Origin of the sequence: Citrobacter freundii complex sp. CFNIH4, assembly GCF_002934505.1 — a bacterium.
Lineage (GTDB): Bacteria > Pseudomonadota > Gammaproteobacteria > Enterobacterales > Enterobacteriaceae > Citrobacter > Citrobacter freundii.
This window is the reverse complement of record NZ_CP026231.1, coordinates 70,179-90,005: the sequence shown is the minus strand read 5'-3', so window position 1 is coordinate 90,005 and position 19,827 is coordinate 70,179. Positions and strand designations below refer to the sequence as shown.

Below are 19,827 nucleotides of genomic sequence, written 5' to 3'. Positions count from 1 at the left end.
CCTACAAGGATCGCAGTAAATTGTAGGCCGGATTAGCATAGCGCCATCCGGCATTTTTTTATGCGGCTTTTTTCTCTTTCGACGGCAGGAAGCCTTCGAGAACAATCAATGCCGCCCCGATACAAATAGCTGTATCGGCCAGATTGAAGGTCGCGAAATGCCAGTCGCCGACGTAAAAGTCAATCATATCAACCACGAAGCCGTGCCACAGGCGATCGAACAAGTTGCCCAGCGCACCGCCAATGATTAACGCATACGCGATGTTGTTCAGCTTCTGCGTCGCCTTCGAGCGATACATCATCACCATCAGGATGACGCAAATACCGATAGCGATACCGGCAAAGAACCAACGTTGCCAGCCGCCGCTGTCAGCTAAGAAGCTAAACGCCGCACCATAGTTACGCGCGTAGTGCAGATTAAGCGACGGAAACAGCGACACCGTATCCCCCAGAGCAAAGTTCTGGAGGATCAGGTATTTGCTGCCTAAATCGATAATCAGCACGACTACCACCAGCCACAGCCAGCGTAGTCCTGTTGAACAAAGAGGCTTACTCATCAGGCAAACTTACGTTGTTCGCCATCACCGGCGATGTTGCTGACACAGCGTCCGCAGATATCTGCATGTTCCGCCACCTGGCCGACGTCGGTAGTGTAATGCCAGCAGCGCGGGCATTTCTCACCTTCGGCTTTGCTCAGTACGATTTTCAGACCTTTGAGCAGTTCGCTCTGCTGAGCATCAGCAGGAGCAGCCGCATAATCCGCAACCGTCGCACCTGAGGTCAGCAGTACAAAACGCAACTCTTCACCCAGCGCGGTCAGTTTCGCCGCCAGCTCAGGTTCAGCGTACAGGGTCACTGCCGCTTCCAGAGAACCGCCGACTTTCTTATCCGCACGCGCCTGCTCGATAACCTTGTTCACTTCGCCGCGCACTTTCAGCAGCTCGTCCCAGTAGGCATCGTTCATCGCTTCGGTTTCGCCTAAGCCAAACAGACCTTCGTACCATTCACCGGTAAAGACGTACTTCTCACGATCGCCCGGCAGGTAGCCCCAGATTTCATCGGCGGTGAAGGACATGATCGGCGCCATCCAACGAACCAGCGCTTCTGCAATATGGAACAGCGCAGTCTGGCAGCTACGACGCGCCACGCTGTCCGCTTTCGCGGTGTACTGACGGTCTTTGATGATGTCGAGGTAGAACGAACCCATTTCTACGGAGCAGAAGCGCATCAGGCGCTGTACCACTTCGTGGAAGTCATAGGCTTCATAGGCTTTCAGGATTTCGTCCTGCGCCACTTGCGCACAACCTACCGCCCAACGATCCAGCACCACCATCTCTTCCGGTTTCACCATGTCTTTAACCGGATCGAACCCGTTCAGGTTCGCCAGCAGGAAGCGCGCGGTGTTACGGATACGACGATAGCTGTCGGCAGCACGTTTCAGGATTTCGTCAGAAACGGCCATTTCGCCAGTATAGTCGGTAGAAGCAACCCAAAGACGCAGAATATCCGCGCCCAGTTTGTTCATCACGTCCTGCGGAGAAACGGTGTTACCGATAGATTTGGACATCTTACGGCCCTGACCATCAACGGTGAAACCGTGGGTCAGTACCTGGCGATAAGGTGCTTTGCCTTTCATGGCGGTGGAGATCATCAAGGAAGACATGAACCAGCCACGGTGCTGGTCAGAACCTTCCAGATACATATCTGCCGCATGGCCCGCAAACTCAGGACGCACATCCACGACGGATGAGTGGGTTGAACCGGAGTCGAACCACACGTCCAGCGTATCCGGGACTTTGACATACTGGTCAGCTTCGTCGCCGAGGATATCTTTCGGATCGAGATCCCACCACGCCTGGATGCCGTCAACTTCAACGCGTTTAGCCACTTCTTCCATCAGTTCGATAGCGCGCGGATGCAGCTCTTCGGTGTCTTTGTGAACAAACAGAGACATCGGCACACCCCACGTACGCTGACGGGAGATACACCAGTCAGGACGGTTGGCCACCATCGATTCAATACGCGCCTGGCCCCAGTCCGGGATCCACTGTACGCCTTTGATCTCTTTCAGCGACTGCGCGCGCAGGCCTTTCTGATCCATGCTGACGAACCACTGCGGGGTCGCACGGAAGATGATCGGTGACTTGTGACGCCAGCAGCATGGGTAGCTGTGCTGCATCTTCTCAACGTGCAGCAGCGCGCCTTTTTCGCTCAGCAGCGCAACGATTTTGTCGTTGGCTTTAAAGACGTTCACACCGTCCAGATCCGGATAGGTACCCGCCAGGTATGCGCCGTCCGGGCCAACCGGGTTAGCGATTTCCAGACCGTATTTCTGGCTGATGACGTAGTCATCCGGACCGTGACCGCCAGCGGTATGGACCGCACCGGTACCCGCGTCCAGCGTAACGTGATCGCCAAGGATAGCCGGCACGTCAAAGCCCATAAACGGATGGGTAAAGTGCAGCAGTTCCAGCTCAGCGCCTTTCACTGTGCCGAGAATGGTGTATTCAGCCGCGCCAATACGCTGCATGACGCTTTCAACCATATCTTTCGCCAGAATCACAGCCTGGCCGTCAATCTGCACCAGCGCATAGTCAAAATCAGGTGCCAGAGAGATTGCGCGGTTCGCCGGTAACGTCCACGGGGTAGTGGTCCAGATAACCAGAGAGATCGGGCCGTTGACGTCAGAAACGCCAAATTTCGCTTTCACCGCATCCTGATCGGCAGCGTGGAACGCCACGTCGATGGACGGGGAGGTTTTGTCATAATACTCAACTTCCGCTTCCGCCAGCGCGGAACGGCAGTCAACGCACCAGTGCACCGGCTTCGCACCTTTGTGCAGGTGACCGTTGCCGATGATTTTACCCAGCGCGCGAATGATATTGGCTTCGGTTTTGAAGTCCATGGTCAGGTACGGATGCGACCAGTCGCCCAGTACGCCAAGACGGATAAAGTCTTTACGCTGACCGTCAACCTGCGTAGCAGCGTATTCACGGCATTTAGCGCGGAACTCAGCGGCGGTGAACTTCTCGCCCGGCTTGCCGTATTCCTGCTCTACTTTCAGCTCGATCGGCAGACCGTGGCAGTCCCAGCCCGGAACGTAAGGCGAGTCATAGCCCGTGAGTCCTTTGGACTTCACGATAATGTCTTTCAGAATCTTGTTAACCGAGTGACCAATATGAATGCTGCCATTCGCATAAGGAGGGCCATCATGCAGAATGAAGGTTTTTTTGCCTTTTTTGGCCGCACGAATGATGCCGTACAGGTCATCATCAGTCCAACGCGCCAGCATTCCCGGTTCGCGCTTGGCGAGATCGCCGCGCATCGGGAACCCTGTTTCCGGCAAATTCAGGGTTGATTTATAGTCACTCATCAGATTCTCGGTTCCGTATTTAAAACTCGTATAGGCATTAAGCCGGTTTTGTTAGCCCAAAAAATTCACGGGCAGTCAACTCATCACGCGCAATCTGCGCTTTTAGTTCATCCAGCGAGGCAAATCGCTGTTCGCTGCGTATTTTTTTACGCAGTACTACATCTATATGGCGACCATACAGGTCCATTACAACGTCCAATAGATGCACTTCCAACTGCTGGCGTACGCCTGCTACCGTCGGGCGGGTGCCGATGTTGGCGACGCCGGGCAACGGTTTGTCACCCAGTCCCATCACTTCAACCGCATAAACACCTTTCACCGGAGAAACCTGACGACGAAGCGGTAAGTTTGCCGTCGGAAAACCGATGGTGCGCCCTAACTCATCACCGTGAACGACGCGTCCTGAGATAGTAAAAGGATGCCCAAGCAGGCTTTCGGCCAGTTGCAGGTTATCTTCGGCCAGCGCCTGACGTACTGCGGTGCTGCTGATACGCACACCGCCTTCACAGAAGGTTTGGGTGCTGGTGATATCAAAACCATACTCAGCGCCCGCTTCCTGTAATAACAAGAAATCGCCCGCACGGCTAGCGCCAAAGCGGAAATCATCGCCAACGGCAAGAAATTGTACACCAAGGCGCTTCACCAGCAGGTCGCTGATGAAGGTCTGCGCCGTTAATGCGGCGAAACGCCTGTCAAAACGCACACACAGCACGTAGTCCACACCGCATTCGGCCAGATAACGCAGTTTTTCCCGCAGGCGGGTAAGGCGCGCAGGTGACTTGTCCGTCGCAAACAGTTCCAGCGGTTGTGGCTCGAAAATCATTACCACCACCGGTAAATTGCGTTTGCGCCCTTCTTCCCGTAGGCCTTGCAGCAACGCACGGTGGCCACGGTGCACACCGTCGAAATTACCAATAGTCAGCACACACCCATGCGGGGCCTGGCTGAGATTATGTATGCCTCGTATCAGCTTCATGTCTGGCTCAAAACAGTGAAAATCGTGAAAGTATACCCTGTACCGCGGTCAAGGTTAACCGGCGATTGTTTCTACGAAACAGAAAGAGGATGGTTTTCATTGTTATGAAACAAATTGACGCCCTTCACGGGTACACCAATGCAATTTTTCTCGTCGAAAAGCTGTATTCACGCCACGCAAGCTGGTAGAATCCTGCGCCATCACTACGCAACGAGTGCTGGAATTTAAACGGCGCTTATTTGCACAAATCCATTGACAAAAGAAGGCTAAAAGGGCATATTCCTCGGCCTTTGAATTGTCCATATAGAACACACTTGGGAGTTGGACCTTGGCTAATATCAAATCAGCTAAGAAGCGCGCCGTTCAGTCTGAAAAGGCCCGCAAGCACAACGCTAGCCGTCGCTCTATGATGCGTACTTTCATCAAGAAAGTATACGCAGCTATCGAAGCTGGCGACAAAGCTACTGCACTGAAAGCATTTAACGAAATGCAACCAATCGTGGACCGTCAGGCTGCTAAAGGTCTGATCCACAAAAACAAAGCTGCACGTCATAAAGCAAACCTGACTGCACAGATCAACAAACTGGCTTAATCGCCTGCTTGTTGACGCTTTGTGAAAAAACCCGCGAAAGCGGGTTTTTTTATGCCTGCTATCTGGCGTTTTTCTCTTCAACCACTGATGTTGTTCTCACTCGCCCACGCTCTTCCTGACCAGCCTGTTTTTTCAGCTATCCCTCCCTTAGTTAGTCGCGTCGCGTAATACTTGAAAGTTATTTTCTTTCACTGTTTTCCTTTTTTTATTTCATTATTAAAAAAACTGTGACCACCTTAGCAAATAGAAACATCGCTCATTCAAAAACGAATAAACGCAATCCTGATGTAAGATTTGATAATTGATTGCTGCGGTAGGGTCAACTACTTTCCATGTACACCTTACTCACTCATTTTAATCTGAGGTTAAATTCAGTAACGACATAAAAAATAATATTTAAAACTTGCTTGGAAAGTAAAAGTTGTTTTTCTGGGCGTATCGCACCAATATCGGAGTTATTATTATGAGTTCTGTTATTGAGGATACCCAGTCTTGCGGGTCAGCATCATTATCTTTACTACAGCGTATTAGCTACGGCTCTTTGGATGTGGCAGGTAATCTACTGTACTGTTTCGGCTCAACCTACATCTTATATTTCTACACTGACGTTGCGGGTATTAGTCTCGCCGTAGCAGGTGTCATCCTGCTGTTGGCGCGTATCGTAGATGGTATAGATGCCCCAATCTGGGGGATCATTATCGATAAAACACGTTCACGTTACGGTAAATGTCGTCCCTGGTTCTTATGGCTGCCGCTGCCTTTTGGTGTATTCAGCGCGCTGTCATTTTGGTCTCCAGATATCAGTATGACAGGAAAAGCCATATATGCAGCAATATCCTACATGATTGCCAGTATTTTATTTACCGGACTCAATACACCGCTCAGCGCAATATTACCTCTAATGACTCTGTCCCCTAAGGAACGGCTGGTATTAAATTCCTGGAGAATGACCGGGGGACAAATTGGGGTTTTATTAATGAATGCCACAGCATTACCCCTGGTTGCATTTTTAGGCAACGGAAATGATCATGCCGGATTTATTTACACGGCAATTCTGTTTGCTGCGATATCCTGTTCGCTAACGCTTTTCGCCTTTAAAAATATCCGCGAAATGGATGCGGATAAAATACAGCAAGAACCCAAACTGCCGATGAAAAAAAGTTTCACGGCAATGAAAGGTAACTGGCCATGGATCCTGATGGTGCTGGCCAATCTGATCTTCTGGATTGCCCTGCAACAGCGGTCCACAACCATTGTTTATTATCTGACCTACAACCTCGATCGCAAAGACCTGGTTCCGCTGATTAACAGTCTGGCGACGATTCAGATCCTGTTCATCATCGCCATCCCTTTCTTTAGCAAATTCCTGGCTAAAACCTGGATATGGGTAGGAGGCTTGCTGGTCGCCACGTTCGGCGGCGTCTTGATGTGGCTGGCGGCGGACAACATACCTTTCCTCATCGCGGCCTGGGTGCTCGGCAATATCGGTAGCGGAATCGCCTGCTCAATGCCGTTTGCCATGTTGGGCTTTGCCGTCGACTTCGGTGCCTGGAAAACGGGCATCAAGGCCACGGGCATTCTTATCGCCTTCGGCAGTACTTTCTGCATCAAGATGGGCAGTGGTCTGGGTACCGCTTTCGCCGCCTGGATCATGAACAGTTTTGGCTATGTCCCGAACCATGCCCAAAGCGCTGCGGGCCTGGAAGGCATTACCTGGGCCTTTATCTGGGCGCCCGCCCTACTCTTCGCACTCGCGGCGATCCCGCTACTTTTCTTCCGTAAGTACGAAGCAATGGAAGAGACGATTCGCCACGATCTGGAAACCATCACCCAATAACTTTCTTAATCTTTACCCTCAAAATATGGGAGGCACCACCATGCCATTTGTGCAACATGACCCGCGTCGTCTGGTCTGGCAGCAAAACGATCGCTATTTGTGGATTGAACCCTGGGGCGAGAACAGCCTGCGCGTACGCAGTGGTCGTCATCTGCCGGTAATGAGAAATGAAGACTGGGCATTGACTGAGCCAGTCGCAGAAAGCCACTGCCACATCGATTATGAGCACCACCAGGCGACAATGACCAACGGCAAAATTATCGCTATCGTCAATCAAAAAGGACAAGTTACCTTTTACCGTCATCCACACAAACCCCTGTTGCAGGAGTTCTGGCGCCTGCGGGGCGAAATTGGCGAGGATGAATCTTCTCACGGCCAGTACGTCAGCGCACTCAACCTTGAGGGACGCGAATTCCGCCCTATTCAGGGTGGGAAATATTCACTTAAAGCCCGCTTCGAAGCCACCGAAGGGGAAAAAATTTACGGCATGGGCCAATATCAGCAGGCCAATCTGGATCTCAAAGGATGCGTGCTCGAACTGGCCCAGCGCAACTCTCAGGCATCGGTGCCCTTTATGCTCTCAAGCCTGGGCTACGGATTTTTATGGAACAATCCGGCGGTCGGCCGCGTGACATTCGCCCACAACGTGACCGAGTGGGAAGCTCAAATCAGCGAGCAGCTGGACTACTGGATCACCGCTGGCGATACCCCGGCAGAAATTAGCCGGGCGTATGCGCTCGCCACGGGCACGCCGCCGATGATGCCGGATTACGCCATGGGCTTCTGGCAGTGCAAGTTACGTTATCGCACTCAGGAGGAGTTGCTCGCCGTCGCCCGCGAGTACAAACGGCGCAATCTCCCCATCTCGGTAATCGTGATCGATTTCTTCCACTGGCCAAATCAGGGGGACTGGATGTTCGACTCGCGGGACTGGCCCGATCCCGATGCCATGATCGCCGAGCTAAAATCGCTGGGTATTGAGCTAATGGTCTCCGTCTGGCCAACTGTGGATAGCCGAACCGAGAGCTATCGGGAGATGCGCGAAAACGGCTGGCTGGTGCAAACAGAGCGCGGATTGCCAATTAATATGGATTTCCTCGGCAATACCACTTTCTTTGATGCCACCCATCCCGACGCTCGCGACTACGTATGGGGTAAAGCAAAACGCAACTATTACGATAAAGGCGTGAAGCTCTTCTGGCTAGACGAAGCCGAGCCGGAGTTCAGCGTTTACGACTACGATAATTATCGCTACCACGCCGGACCGGTGCTGGAAGTGGGCAATATCTACCCGCGAATGTACGCCAAAACCTTTTTTGACGGCATGAAAGCCGATGGCGAAGACCAGGTTATCAACCTGCTACGCTGCGCCTGGGCCGGAAGTCAGAAATACGGCGCGCTGGTCTGGTCAGGTGATATCCACTCATCGTTTCGTTCTCTGCGCAATCAGTTTGCCGCCGGGATGAACATGGGTATTGCAGGTATCCCGTGGTGGACAACAGATATTGGCGGCTTTCATGGCGGCAATATTCACGACCCACACTTTCATGAGTTGCTGATTCGCTGGTTCCAGTGGGGCGTGTTTAGCCCAGTGATGCGCCTGCACGGCAACCGCGATCCGCAGATTTTACCAGAACATCCTTACCGTGACGGTATTGCCCAGTGTCCGACCGGGGCGGCAAACGAAGTGTGGAGCTATGGTGAAGAGGTGTGCGAAGTGTTGACCGGCTGTCTGACGTTGCGAGAAAAGTTAAAGCCGTACATCAAAGCGGTGATGGCGGAAACACACCAACGCAATGCCCCGGTTATGCGCACCCTGTTTTTTGAATTCCCAGAACAGACAAGGAGTTGGGAGATTACCGATCAGTACTGTTTTGGTCCCGATCTGCTGATTGCTCCGGTGATGCATGAAGGCATGCGCGAGCGTGACGTTTGGCTACCGGAAGGGGAAACATGGACGGATCTTGCAACCGGCGAGAGCTATCAGGGAGGACAAACGCTGCGCTATGACGCTCCCCTGAACAGAATTCCGGTATTTATCCGCGAAGGCGGGCAGTATCGTAATATGTTGAAACTGTAGTCAAAGTCCGGCTGCGGTTAGTACACCGCAGCCGGCAACATGAAGGCGTTTAGACCTGTGGCGACTTGAACAGTGCTGAGTAGTCCGCATTGCAAATACGCTGCACCGCCGGATGCTGGATCATCCTTTCCGCAAATATGGCGTGATACTCCTCCATCACATTCTCTACGCGTCCAATTTCAACAATAGAATCATCGGCATAGAAATTGTGTGAATACAGAGTAGGCGCAACGAAAATGGCATTATGCGTTGCGCCAAACGCTTTCATCAGCGCAGCATCATCAAACTCGCCGAGGATTTCGACATTCAATCCTTGTGAGTTAATCCAGTTCAGCAGCTTACGTCCAAGCATCGAACGACGACCTGGGATCAGTAATCGACGCTCCTCAAGGCAGGCCGGGAAGGGTTTTTCAGGCAGCGGTTTGGTGCACCAAAAACTCACGCTGCATTCGCCTATCCGCACTGAGAAAAGCCCTTCCTGCTGCGTAGAGTCGATCGGGCAGTCGGAGATAATCATATCCAGCTTATGCTGACTGAGTTGATCCAACAGCATCTCATGTGTTGACTCAAAACAACGCAGATGGATTTGTTCATCTTCAACCACAGCGGCATCAAGCACGCTACTGACCAGCTGCTTCGATAGCGCATCCGCCACGCCGACATCAAACAGTAAATTAGACTCTTTGCGGTAGTTCACGATATCCAGCATTTCCTGGCTTAAGGTGAACATCTTATCCGCATAACGAAAAACCAATTCGCCTAACTCACTAGGCTCCAGTCCACGCCCCTTGCGCTTGAACAGCTTTCCCTGCAAACGTTCCTCAAGCGCTTTAATCTGTCCGGTAATGGTTTGCGGCGTCAGATAAAGCGCTTCTGCAGCGCCAACCACCGAACCTTCTTTATAGACATGCCAAAAGTAGTACAGGTGGTTGTAGTTTATATGAGACATACTCACTCCCTGAAAATTGTCACAAAAGGGTTATCCCGTCAGGCTGACGCGTTCAACCGGGTGCGTAACCAGCAGTAACCTATTACCGCCGACAGCAAGGAACCGATCAGGATCCCCAGTTTCGCCCAGTTAATCAGCTCAGGATCGACGTTCCCAAACGCCAGGCTGGCGATAAAAATCGACATCGTAAAGCCAATGCCGCACAGAATGCCGACCGCCATAATCTGCTGGAAATTCGTTCCCTCTGGCAATTGCGCCACCTTGAGGCGTAACGCCAGCCAGCAAAACAGACTGATACCCAACGGTTTACCGATCAACAAACCAGCAATGATCCCCAGCGGTAACACCGAGGTCAGTCCATCAATAGTAACGCCCTGCAGTGAAACGCCCGCGTTGGCGAAGGCAAACAGTGGCAGGATCAGGTATGCCACCCATGGATGCAGAACATGCTCCAGTCGCTTCGCCGGTGAACGCCCGTGTTTTTCCTTTAACGGAATGAAGAAACCGACGATCACGCCAGCCAGCGTCGCATGCACGCCGGACTTCAGTACCGCAGTCCATAGCACCACGCCCACCAGAATATAAATCCCGGTACGTCTCACGCCACACAGATTCAAGGCCGCCAGGACGAGAATGGCACACGCGGCAACGCCCAGCGACAGCAGCGAGAGATCGCTGGTGTAGAACAGTGCGATGATTACGATAGCGCCGAGGTCATCAATAATCGCCAGCGCCATCAGGAATATTTTCAACGCCAGCGGAACGCGGCTGCCCAACAGCGCCAGCACGCCTAATGCAAAAGCGATATCCGTTGCCGCCGGGATCGCCCACCCTTCACGGGTGATGGGATCGGCATAGTTGAATGCTAGGTACAGCAGCGCCGGGACAATCATGCCCCCGATAGCGGCAATGATCGGAAACGCTGCCTGACGCAGGCTGGCCAGCGAGCCTTGCATCAACTCACGCTTCACCTCCAGACCAATCAACAGGAAGAACACCGCCATCAACGCGTCGTTGATCCACAGCAGCATATTTTTGTTGATCTCAAGCGCGCCAACCCGCAGTTGAACGGGCGTTTCCAAAAAGGCGTGGTACCATCCACTGGTTACCCCGATGTTTGCCATCAGCATAGCGACCACGGCAGCGATGATCAGAATGATGCCCCCCGAGGCGTCACTACTAAAAAAACGATGCAGATGTTTCACTTTTATTCTCTCTATTGGGTGAATACTTCGTAAATACTATCTTACACCCTCAAAAAGCTCGTTAAAATTAGATTATTTGTGATTGATAGATCGGTTTTTACGATGCATCCAAATAAAGTCGATAAAGATTTTCCGAGCGGAAAACAGAAATAAAAAAGCCTGAGGCTTTTCAGTCCCAGGCTTTTTATTCGAGATAAAACGGCGAATTAGCGAGTCAGATCGTCAAAGAACTTCTTCACACCGTCGAAGAAACTTTTGGAGCGCGGACTGTTTTGTTCACCCGTCGGGCCGCCAAAGCTGTCCTGCAAATCTTTCAGAAGTTGCTTCTGCTTGTCATTCAGGCCAACCGGGGTTTCCACTACCACGCGGCAAAGCAGGTCTCCCTGAGCGCCACCGCGTACAGACTTGACGCCCTTTCCACGCATGCGGAAAAGTTTGCCAGTTTGCGTTTCGCCCGGAATTTTTAGCTTCACGCGACCATCCAGCGTCGGGACTTCAATCTCGCCGCCCAGAGCAGCCATCGCAAAGTTGATCGGCACTTCGCAGTAGAGGTTGTTGCCTTCACGTTCGAAAATTGGGTGTTGTTTTACCTGCACCTGAACGTACAAATCACCTGCTGGCGCGCCATGCTCACCGGCTTCGCCTTCACCAGACAAACGGATACGGTCGCCGGTATCAACCCCTGCCGGGATTTTAACAGACAGCGTTTTGCTCTTCTCAACGCGACCATGCCCGTGGCATTTGTTGCACGGATCTTTGATCAGCGTACCGCGGCCCTGACAGTGTGGACAGGTCTGCTGTACGGCAAAAAAGCCCTGACGCATCTGTACCTGACCAGAACCGTGACAGGTTGGACAGGTCTGCGGCTGAGTGCCCGCCTTCGCGCCGCTACCGTGGCAGACGTCACACTCTTCCAGAGTCGGAATACGGATCTCTTTGGTGACGCCACGCACGGCTTCTTCCAGAGTGAGATCCATGTTGTAACGTAAATCAGCACCACGTGAGGCGCGCTGACGACCACGACCGCCGCCAAAGATATCGCCAAACACGTCACCAAAGATATCGCTGAAGTCAGCCCCGCCGCCAAAACCGCCGCCGCCGCCCATGCCGCCTTGCTCAAACGCAGCATGACCGTACTGATCGTAGGCCGCACGTTTTTGCGCATCGGTCAGGATCTCGTACGCTTCTTTGATCTCTTTAAACTTGGCTTCGGCCTCTTTATCACCCTGGTTGCGGTCCGGGTGATATTTCATGGCCAGGCGCTTGTAGGCCTTTTTGATTTCACGCTCTTCCGCTGATTTGGAAACGCCTAAAATCTCGTAATAGTCTTGCTTAGCCATCTCTTTTTATCTGCCCCTAACATGCGTGCACGGGCGGAGAGGAAACCTCTTCGCCCGTGCCAGTAATTACCCGTTCAAAGGGCGATTATTTTTTGTCTTTCACTTCTTCAAACTCGGCGTCGACAACGTCGTCATCTTTCGCGTTATTTGCAGAAGCATCAGCGCCTGCTGCACCAGCCTGTTGCTGTGCGTGCTGCTGCTGAGCGATTTCCATCAGTTTCTGGGAAACCTGTGCCAGCGCCTGCATTTTCGCTTCGATATCCGCTTTGTCTTCACCTTTCAGAGAAGTTTCCAGCGCGGTCAGTGCAGACTCGATGGCAGTTTTGTCGTCAGCCGGCAGTTTGTCGCCTGCTTCTTCAACCTGCTTGCGAGTGCTGTGCAGCAGATGGTCACCCTGGTTACGGGTCTGAACCAGCTCTTCAAACTTACGGTCAGATTCTGCGTTCGCTTCTGCTTCGCGAACCATTTTCTGAATTTCTTCTTCGTTCAGACCAGAAGAAGCCTTGATGGTGATCTTCTGCTCTTTACCGCTGTTTTTGTCTTTCGCGGAAACGTGCAGGATACCGTCGGCATCGATGTCAAAAGTAACTTCGATCTGCGGCATACCGCGCGGAGCCGGGCTGATACCATCCAGGTTAAACTGACCCAGATCTTTGTTATCAGCAGCACGTTTACGTTCACCCTGCAGCACATGGATGGTTACCGCAGACTGGTTGTCTTCAGCGGTAGAGAACACCTGGCTGTGCTTGGTCGGGATAGTGGTGTTTTTCGCGATCAGCGGAGTCATTACGCCACCCATGGTTTCGATACCCAGAGACAGCGGGGTAACGTCCAGCAGCAGCACGTCTTTAACATCACCGGTCAATACACCACCCTGAACAGCAGCACCGATTGCTACGGCTTCGTCCGGGTTAACGTCTTTACGCGGTTCTTTACCGAAGAACTCAGCAACTTTCTTCTGCACCATCGGCATACGCGTCTGACCACCAACGAGGATAACGTCGTTGATATCAGATACGGACAGGCCAGCATCCTGCAGAGCAACTTTCAGCGGCTCGATAGAACGGTTAACCAGGTCTTCAACCAGGCTTTCCAGTTTCGCACGGGTCACTTTGATGTTCATGTGTTTCGGACCGGTCGCGTCTGCAGTGATGTACGGCAGGTTCACGTCGGTCTGCTGAGCGGAAGACAGCTCGATCTTCGCTTTCTCAGCGGCTTCTTTCAGACGCTGCATCGCCAGCGGGTCATTACGCAGGTCGATACCCTGATCTTTCTTAAACTCGTCAACCAGGTAGTTGATCATACGGCTGTCGAAGTCTTCACCACCCAGGTGGGTATCACCGTTGGTTGCCAGAACTTCGAAGGTTTTTTCGCCGTCAACTTCGTCGATTTCGATAATAGAGATATCGAAAGTACCACCACCGAGGTCATATACCGCGATAGTACGGTTGCCGACTTCTTTATCCAGACCGTAAGCCAGCGCAGCTGCGGTTGGTTCGTTGATGATACGTTTTACTTCCAGACCTGCGATACGACCGGCGTCTTTAGTTGCCTGACGCTGAGCATCGTTAAAGTATGCAGGTACGGTGATAACTGCTTCAGTTACCGGCTCACCCAGGTAATCTTCAGCCGTTTTCTTCATTTTTTTCAGCACTTCAGCAGAAATCTGCGGCGGTGCCAGTTTCTGACCTTTTACGTCAATCCATGCATCACCGTTGTCAGCACCGATGATTTTGTACGGCATGATGGCTTCATCACGCTGTACTTCTTCGTCCTGGAAGCGGCGGCCAATCAGGCGTTTAATCGCAAACAGGGTGTTTTGCGGGTTTGTCACTGCCTGACGTTTAGCCGGCTGACCAACCAGAGTTTCACCATCCTGGGTATAAGCGATGATAGAAGGCGTGGTGCGATCGCCCTCGGCGTTCTCCAGCACACGTGCAGTAGTGCCATCCATAATCGCTACACAAGAGTTGGTAGTACCCAGGTCGATACCAATAATTTTACCCATCTAAACGTCTCCACTAAAAATTCGGTCATCATGTGGTTGTGAATCTGTAATAAGGGCGAAACGTGCGGTTTCAACTACCCTGAATCGTTTTTTTTCAGACTCACCACTGCGGTTGCTTACAAGATGGGGTCGTAACCCACGTCATCAAGGGGGGCATGAAAATTTTTTTTAGCCTTGTGGCAATAAAATCGCAGAAAAAAGGCTAAAAGATTAAAAAATGAATAGTCTCAAATCAAAATTAATTCATAAAACAGATAAATTCAGCACAGCCATTCACATAAAAATTGTAATAAAAAGAAAAGATTACAAGCATGAATCATGATTCTGACAGCGGTAAGATGGTCTGAAACGACACACTTTTACAGCCGTCAAAGAGAAATTCCATGAAATCCGTATTAACCCTTTCCGCCAGCCTGCTTATGGGCCTGCTGCTGAGCAGCGCCGCACACGCTAACGATCATAAAGTCCTCGGCGTGATCGCCATGCCTCGTAATGAAACCAACGATCTAACGCTGAAACTTCCTGTTTGCCGCGTGGTGAAACGCATTCAACTTACGGCCGATCATGGTGATTTACAGCTCAGTGGTGCATCGGTTTATTTCAAAGCTGCCCGCATGTCCAGCCAGAGTCTGAACGTGCCTTCCTCCATCAAAGAAGGGCAAACGACCAATTGGATCAACATCAATAGCGACAACGACAATAAGCGCTGCGTGAAAAAAATTACCTTCTCCGGCCATACGGTGAACTCTTCTGATATGGCGACGCTGAAAATCATCGGCGACGACTAATTCCCCATACTTTTATTCAAAAGCCATAGAAACATGAATGTCACCTATTTGAATGACGACGATCTCGATTTTCTTCAGCATTGCAGTGAGGAGCAGCTCGCCAATATTACCCGCCTGCTTACACATAATGAAAAGGGGAAAGCCCGTCTGTCGAGCGTTCTCAACCACAACGATTTATTTAAATCGATGGAAGGACATCCGGAACAGCACCGCCGCAACTGGCAACTGATTGCTGGCGAACTGCAGCATTATGGGGGCGACAGCATTGCCAATAAACTCCGTGGACATGGAAAACTGTATCGGGCGATTTTGCTGGACGTTTCGAAGCGTCTGAAGATTAAAGCTGATAAAGAGATGTCCACGTTCGAAATTGAACAGTCTCTGCTGGAGCACTTTTTACGCAACGCCTGGCAAAAAATGGATGCCGGACAAAAGCAGGAATTTCTGCAGGCTGTCGATGCAAAAGTTTCTGAACTGGAAGAACTGCTACCGTTATTATTGAAGGATCGTCACCTGGCAAAAGGCGTCTCTCACCTGCTCTCCGGCCAGTTAACCAAAATTCTGCGAACCCACGCCGCCGTCAGCGTAATCGGGCACGGATTACTGCGCGGAGCCGGACTTGGCGGCCCGGTAGGTGCGGCTTTAAACGGGGTTAAAGCGGTGAGCGGCAGCGCTTATCGGGTGACGATCCCGGCTGTACTCCACATTGCCTGCCTGCGCAGAATGTTCAACCACGCACAAGCGTGATGCCCATCACAGGGAAAATAATTCGTTTTCCCTTCGTTAGATCATAGACAGTGCCCTCTCCCCTGATTATTATGCCGCGCCCCGAAGACAGTGATCGTTATTTGGGGAAACTATTTCACCATTCAATCAATGATGATTTTGAGGAATTATGGGCAACACTAAGTTGGCTAATCCGGCACCGCTGGGCCTGATGGGCTTTGGCATGACCACCATTCTGCTTAACCTGCATAACGCGGGTTTCTTCGCTTTAGACGTTATTATTCTGGCGATGGGCATTTTCTACGGCGGTATCGCGCAAATTTTTGCCGGTCTTCTGGAATATAAAAAAGGCAACACCTTCGGTTTAACCGCCTTTACCTCCTACGGTTCGTTCTGGCTGACGCTGGTTGCGATTCTGCTGATGCCGAAAATGGGCCTCGCGGATGCAACCAATGGTCAGTTCCTGGGCGCTTACCTGGGTCTGTGGGGCGTGTTCACTCTGTTCATGTTCTTCGGTACGCTGAAAGCCGCGCGCATGCTGCAGTTCGTGTTCCTGAGCCTGACAGTGCTGTTCGCCCTGCTGGCCGTTGGCAACATTGCAGGTAACGAAGCAATCATTCACGTAGCGGGTTGGGTTGGCTTAGTGTGTGGTGCAAGCGCCATTTACCTGGCGATGGGTGAAGTGCTGAACGAACAGTTTGGCCGTACCATCCTGCCGATTGGTGAAGCGCACTAATCTGACAATATCCCCCCTGAAGGGGGGATATTCCTTACAAACGCTGTAACTCTCCCTGTACGCTCGTATCGCGATGATAAATATCCTGTCGCAGCCAAATCCCCAGACCTAACCCCACCAGCGATAACGCCAGCACATACCAGGCCGGAGCCATTGGCGACACGCTCATTAACATCGTCACGGCGATTGGCGTCAGACCACCAAAAATGGCATATGAGACGTTATAGGAAAAGGAAATGCCGGTAAAACGGACTTCCGCCGGAAACGCCCGCACCATGACATAAGGCACTGCGCCGACCACGCCAACGCATAATCCCACCAGCCCGTATAACAGGAACAAGTGCTGAGGATGGCTGCCGGTCAGGTGATAGAAAAACCAGCTCGAACAGGCCAGCAGCAGGCTGCCGACAATAAAGGTTTTGCTGGCGCCGACCCGGTCGACAATAAATCCGGCCAGCAGACAGCCGACGCACAGCATAATGGTAGCGACACTGTTGGCCTGTAACGTTAGCGCGGGTGCAAAGCCATACTGCTTCTGCAACCAGACTGGTGACATCAGGATCACCACCACAATCCCGGCCGATAACAGCCAGGTCAGCAGCATTGAAATAACCACCGCTTTTTTATGCTTACTCACCACCGACTTCACCGGTAGCTCTTGCGCAAGTGCTTTACGCTGCTGCATTTCGAGGAAGATGGGCGTTTCCTGCAACCAGCGGCGCAGGTACATCGCCACCAGCCCAAAAACGCCCCCCAGCAGGAACGGGATACGCCAGCCGTAGTCATGCACCGCCTGTTGCGTCAGGTTGGTATTCACCAGCGTCGCAACCACCGACCCCAACAGAATCCCCACCGTCAGCCCGGCGGTCAGCGTGCCACAGGCAATGCCGATGCGGCGCTCCGGTACATGCTCCGCCACGAACACCCACGCGCCCGGCACTTCTCCGCCGATGGCAGCGCCTTGCAAAATGCGCATCAGCAATAACAGCAGCGGTGCGAGGATCCCCATTGAGGCGTAGGTAGGCAAAAGACCAATCGCCAGCGTCGGTATCGCCATCAGCAAAATGCTCAGGGTGAACATTTTCTTACGCCCGACCAGATCGCCAAAGTGCGCCATGATGATGCCACCCAGCGGACGCGCCAGATATCCGGCGGCAAAAATGCCGAAGGTTTGCACCTGACGTAGCCACTCAGGAATGTCTGCCGGAAAGAACAGTTCACCAACAACAGCGGCAAAGAAGACGAAGATAATGAAATCATAAAACTCAAGCGCACCGCCGAGGGCAGCAAGCGTAAGAGTTTTATAATCCTGGCGATTCAGCGGTCGAGTGTGTTGTGACATAGCAAACCATCAGTCAGTGGAGTTATTGAATCTGTCTGTCGATATATGTAAAGCAAAAATTACTATATCGTAAACAATTCAATACTCCACTGTGATTGGCACTTATGTCACGATCGGGCTACTTTCAGCTGTTTGTATCGCGAATTGCGCTTTTAGGACGAAAAGATGCTACAACAGCCGGTGCGGTTTCCACATACGGCCCATCCAGCAACTGTATACAATACGGTACACTTGCAAAAATACCCGGTACGATAACCTTACCGTCGGCATCTTTCACGCCTTCCAGCGTTTCTTTGAGCGATTTCGGCTGCCCAGGCAGATTCAGGATCAACGCCTGTTTGCGAATAACACCAACCTGGCGGGAGAGAATAGCCGTTGGCACAAAGTGCAGACTTATCTGGCGCATCTGTTCACCAAAGCCTGGCATCTGGCGGTCAGCGACGGCAAGCGTAGCATCGGGGGTCACGTCGCGACGTGCCGGACCCGTTCCGCCGGTAGTCAGCACCAGATGACAGCTCATTTCATCAACCAGCTCGCATAAGGTCTGTTCGATGATCGCCTGTTCATCCGGGATCAGTCGCGTTTGCAACTCAAAAGGGGTGGTAAGGGCAGATGCCAGCCACTCTTCAAGGGCCGGGATACCTTTATCCTGGTAAACGCCGCTGGAAGCACGGTCAGAAATGGAAACCAGGCCAATGCGTAAAGTATTCATGATTATTCCGTTTAAACAGTCTCGTTTAACAGAATGATACACTGCGAAAGGAAGGACAGACAGGTTTCAGAAGAGGTAGCGTGACCCATATCAGGGCCACGCGTTAATGATTACAGCAGATCGCCGATCATTTTTTCCAGTTTACCCTGGTCTACAGCAAACTTACGGATACCGTCCGCCAGTTTATCTACAGCCATCGGATCCTGGTTGTGCTGCCACAGGAACTCAGCTTCGGTGATGCGTGCAGGACGCGCTTTCACTTCGCCGGAGAAGGACAGTTTACGTTCGATAGCGCCTTCGCTTTCCGCCAGCTCTTTCAGCAGTGCCGGAGCAATCGTCAGACGATCGCAGCCTGCCAGCTCAATGATTTCGCCGATGTTACGGAAGCTCGCACCCATCACCACGGTTTCGTAACCGTGCTGTTTGTAGTACTCGTAGATTTCCGTTACGGAAACCACACCCGGATCTTCTGCCGGTGCATACTCTTTCTTGTCAGTGTTGGCTTTGTACCAGTCAAGAATACGACCAACGAACGGAGAAATCAGGTATACGCCAGCTTCTGCACATGCACGTGCCTGCGCGAAGGAGAACAGCAGAGTCAGGTTACAGTTGATGCCTTCTTTTTCCAGCTGCTCAGCGGCACGGATGCCTTGCCAGGTTGAAGCCAGTTTAATCAGAATGCGATCGTTGCTGATGCCAGCGTCGTTGTACATCTTGATCAGACGTTTTGCTTTCGCGATGGACGCGTCGGTGTCGTAAGACAGACGAGCGTCAACTTCAGTAGAGATACGACCCGGGACCAGTTTCAGGATCTCCAGACCGATATTTACTGCCAGTTTGTCGGTCGCGTCGACGATCTGCTGTGCGCGGTCGTTGCTCTGCTGCTTAGCCCAGGCTACAGCGTCATCAATCAGCTTGCGGTATTCTGGGATCTGCGCTGCGTTAAGAATGAGAGAAGGGTTAGTTGTGGCATCCTGAGGCTGATACAGCTTCATTGCCGCGATGTCTCCGGTGTCGGCCACTACTGTGGTGAACTGACGAAGGGAGGTCAATTTGTCCGTCATGATAGCGATTCTCTTTAAACAGCTTGTTAGGGGGATGTAACCGATCTTCCCTGATGATAGCACGACGCACTCTCAGCGCAACCGCCTGGATTGTCCGACC

At 52.0% G+C, this 19,827-nt stretch carries 16 protein-coding genes and 1 pseudogene; 6 read left to right on the top strand and 11 right to left on the bottom strand.

Going from position 1 to position 19,827, the window contains the following annotated elements; all coding sequences use genetic code 11:
* Positions 1 to 58 precede the first annotated feature (58 nt).
* The 4 genes and pseudogenes from lspA to C2U41_RS29615 form a co-directional block, all read right to left on the bottom strand.
* Positions 59 to 556 (bottom strand): signal peptidase II, encoded by a 498-nt coding sequence (gene lspA, locus C2U41_RS00460; RefSeq protein ID WP_003018932.1) that lies wholly within the window; start codon positions 554 to 556, stop codon positions 59 to 61.
* Positions 556 to 3,372: an isoleucine--tRNA ligase gene (gene ileS / locus C2U41_RS00455; protein ID WP_103848351.1), complete on the bottom strand. Its 2,817-nt coding sequence runs from the start codon at positions 3,370 to 3,372 to the stop codon at positions 556 to 558. Before ileS ends, lspA begins: the two co-directional genes overlap by 1 nt.
* Positions 3,373 to 3,409: 37 nt before the next feature.
* Entirely contained in the window at positions 3,410 to 4,348 is a 939-nt protein-coding gene (gene ribF, locus C2U41_RS00450) for a bifunctional riboflavin kinase/FAD synthetase (RefSeq protein ID WP_003837336.1), read from the bottom strand.
* A 7-nt stretch (positions 4,349 to 4,355) separates the two neighbouring features.
* Positions 4,356 to 4,559 (bottom strand): annotated as a pseudogene (locus tag C2U41_RS29615) (DUF2575 domain-containing protein).
* Positions 4,560 to 4,676: 117 nt separating this feature from the next.
* Here C2U41_RS29615 and rpsT point away from each other — a divergent pair.
* The 3 genes from rpsT (at position 4,677) to C2U41_RS00430 (ending at position 8,857) form a co-directional block, all read left to right on the top strand.
* Entirely contained in the window at positions 4,677 to 4,940 is a 264-nt protein-coding gene (rpsT, locus tag C2U41_RS00440) for a 30S ribosomal protein S20 (RefSeq protein WP_003018940.1), read from the top strand.
* Positions 4,941 to 5,403: 463 nt separating this feature from the next.
* On the top strand, positions 5,404 to 6,777 hold the full coding sequence (locus C2U41_RS00435; protein ID WP_003837335.1) for an MFS transporter: 1,374 nt from the start codon (positions 5,404 to 5,406) through the stop codon (positions 6,775 to 6,777).
* Positions 6,778 to 6,817: 40 nt separating this feature from the next.
* A complete protein-coding gene (locus tag C2U41_RS00430) occupies positions 6,818 to 8,857 on the top strand; it encodes a glycoside hydrolase family 31 protein (protein ID WP_003845653.1) in 2,040 nt (679 codons plus the stop codon).
* Between the two features lie 49 nt (positions 8,858 to 8,906).
* Here the strand turns inward: C2U41_RS00430 and nhaR are convergent, their stop codons facing one another.
* The 4 genes from nhaR to dnaK all read right to left on the bottom strand — a co-directional run bounded on the left by nhaR (position 8,907) and on the right by dnaK (position 14,359).
* Positions 8,907 to 9,806, bottom strand: coding sequence for a transcriptional activator NhaR (nhaR, locus tag C2U41_RS00425; RefSeq protein ID WP_003018949.1), 900 nt, complete (start codon positions 9,804 to 9,806; stop codon positions 8,907 to 8,909).
* 38 nt (positions 9,807 to 9,844) lie between these two features.
* On the bottom strand, positions 9,845 to 11,011 hold the full coding sequence (nhaA, locus tag C2U41_RS00420; protein ID WP_003018952.1) for a Na+/H+ antiporter NhaA: 1,167 nt from the start codon (positions 11,009 to 11,011) through the stop codon (positions 9,845 to 9,847).
* A gap of 206 nt (positions 11,012 to 11,217) precedes the next feature.
* Entirely contained in the window at positions 11,218 to 12,351 is a 1,134-nt protein-coding gene (dnaJ, locus tag C2U41_RS00415; protein ID WP_003837322.1) for a molecular chaperone DnaJ, read from the bottom strand.
* Positions 12,352 to 12,436: 85 nt separating this feature from the next.
* On the bottom strand, positions 12,437 to 14,359 hold the full coding sequence (gene dnaK, locus C2U41_RS00410) for a molecular chaperone DnaK (RefSeq protein ID WP_003018959.1): 1,923 nt from the start codon (positions 14,357 to 14,359) through the stop codon (positions 12,437 to 12,439).
* Between the two features lie 383 nt (positions 14,360 to 14,742).
* Between dnaK and C2U41_RS00405 the strand changes: the two genes are divergently transcribed.
* From C2U41_RS00405 to satP, 3 genes are all read left to right on the top strand, one after another.
* A complete protein-coding gene (locus C2U41_RS00405) occupies positions 14,743 to 15,147 on the top strand; it encodes a DUF2541 family protein (protein ID WP_003018965.1) in 405 nt (134 codons plus the stop codon).
* Between the two features lie 33 nt (positions 15,148 to 15,180).
* Entirely contained in the window at positions 15,181 to 15,894 is a 714-nt protein-coding gene (msyB, locus tag C2U41_RS00400; RefSeq protein ID WP_003837316.1) for an acidic protein MsyB, read from the top strand.
* A 148-nt stretch (positions 15,895 to 16,042) separates the two neighbouring features.
* Positions 16,043 to 16,609 (top strand): acetate uptake transporter, encoded by a 567-nt coding sequence (satP, locus tag C2U41_RS00395; protein ID WP_003018969.1) that lies wholly within the window; start codon positions 16,043 to 16,045, stop codon positions 16,607 to 16,609.
* A gap of 34 nt (positions 16,610 to 16,643) precedes the next feature.
* On the opposite strand, the gene C2U41_RS00390 is transcribed toward satP, so the two are convergent.
* The 3 genes from C2U41_RS00390 to tal all read right to left on the bottom strand — a co-directional run bounded on the left by C2U41_RS00390 (position 16,644) and on the right by tal (position 19,727).
* Positions 16,644 to 17,951 (bottom strand): MFS transporter, encoded by a 1,308-nt coding sequence (locus C2U41_RS00390; RefSeq protein WP_003837314.1) that lies wholly within the window; start codon positions 17,949 to 17,951, stop codon positions 16,644 to 16,646.
* A 124-nt stretch (positions 17,952 to 18,075) separates the two neighbouring features.
* Positions 18,076 to 18,663: a molybdopterin adenylyltransferase gene (mog, locus tag C2U41_RS00385; RefSeq protein WP_103848350.1), complete on the bottom strand. Its 588-nt coding sequence runs from the start codon at positions 18,661 to 18,663 to the stop codon at positions 18,076 to 18,078.
* Between the two features lie 110 nt (positions 18,664 to 18,773).
* The gene (gene tal / locus C2U41_RS00380; protein WP_003018974.1) at positions 18,774 to 19,727 is read right to left on the bottom strand and encodes a transaldolase; all 954 of its coding nucleotides are present in this window, start codon (positions 19,725 to 19,727) and stop codon (positions 18,774 to 18,776) included.
* Positions 19,728 to 19,827: the final 100 nt, after the last annotated feature.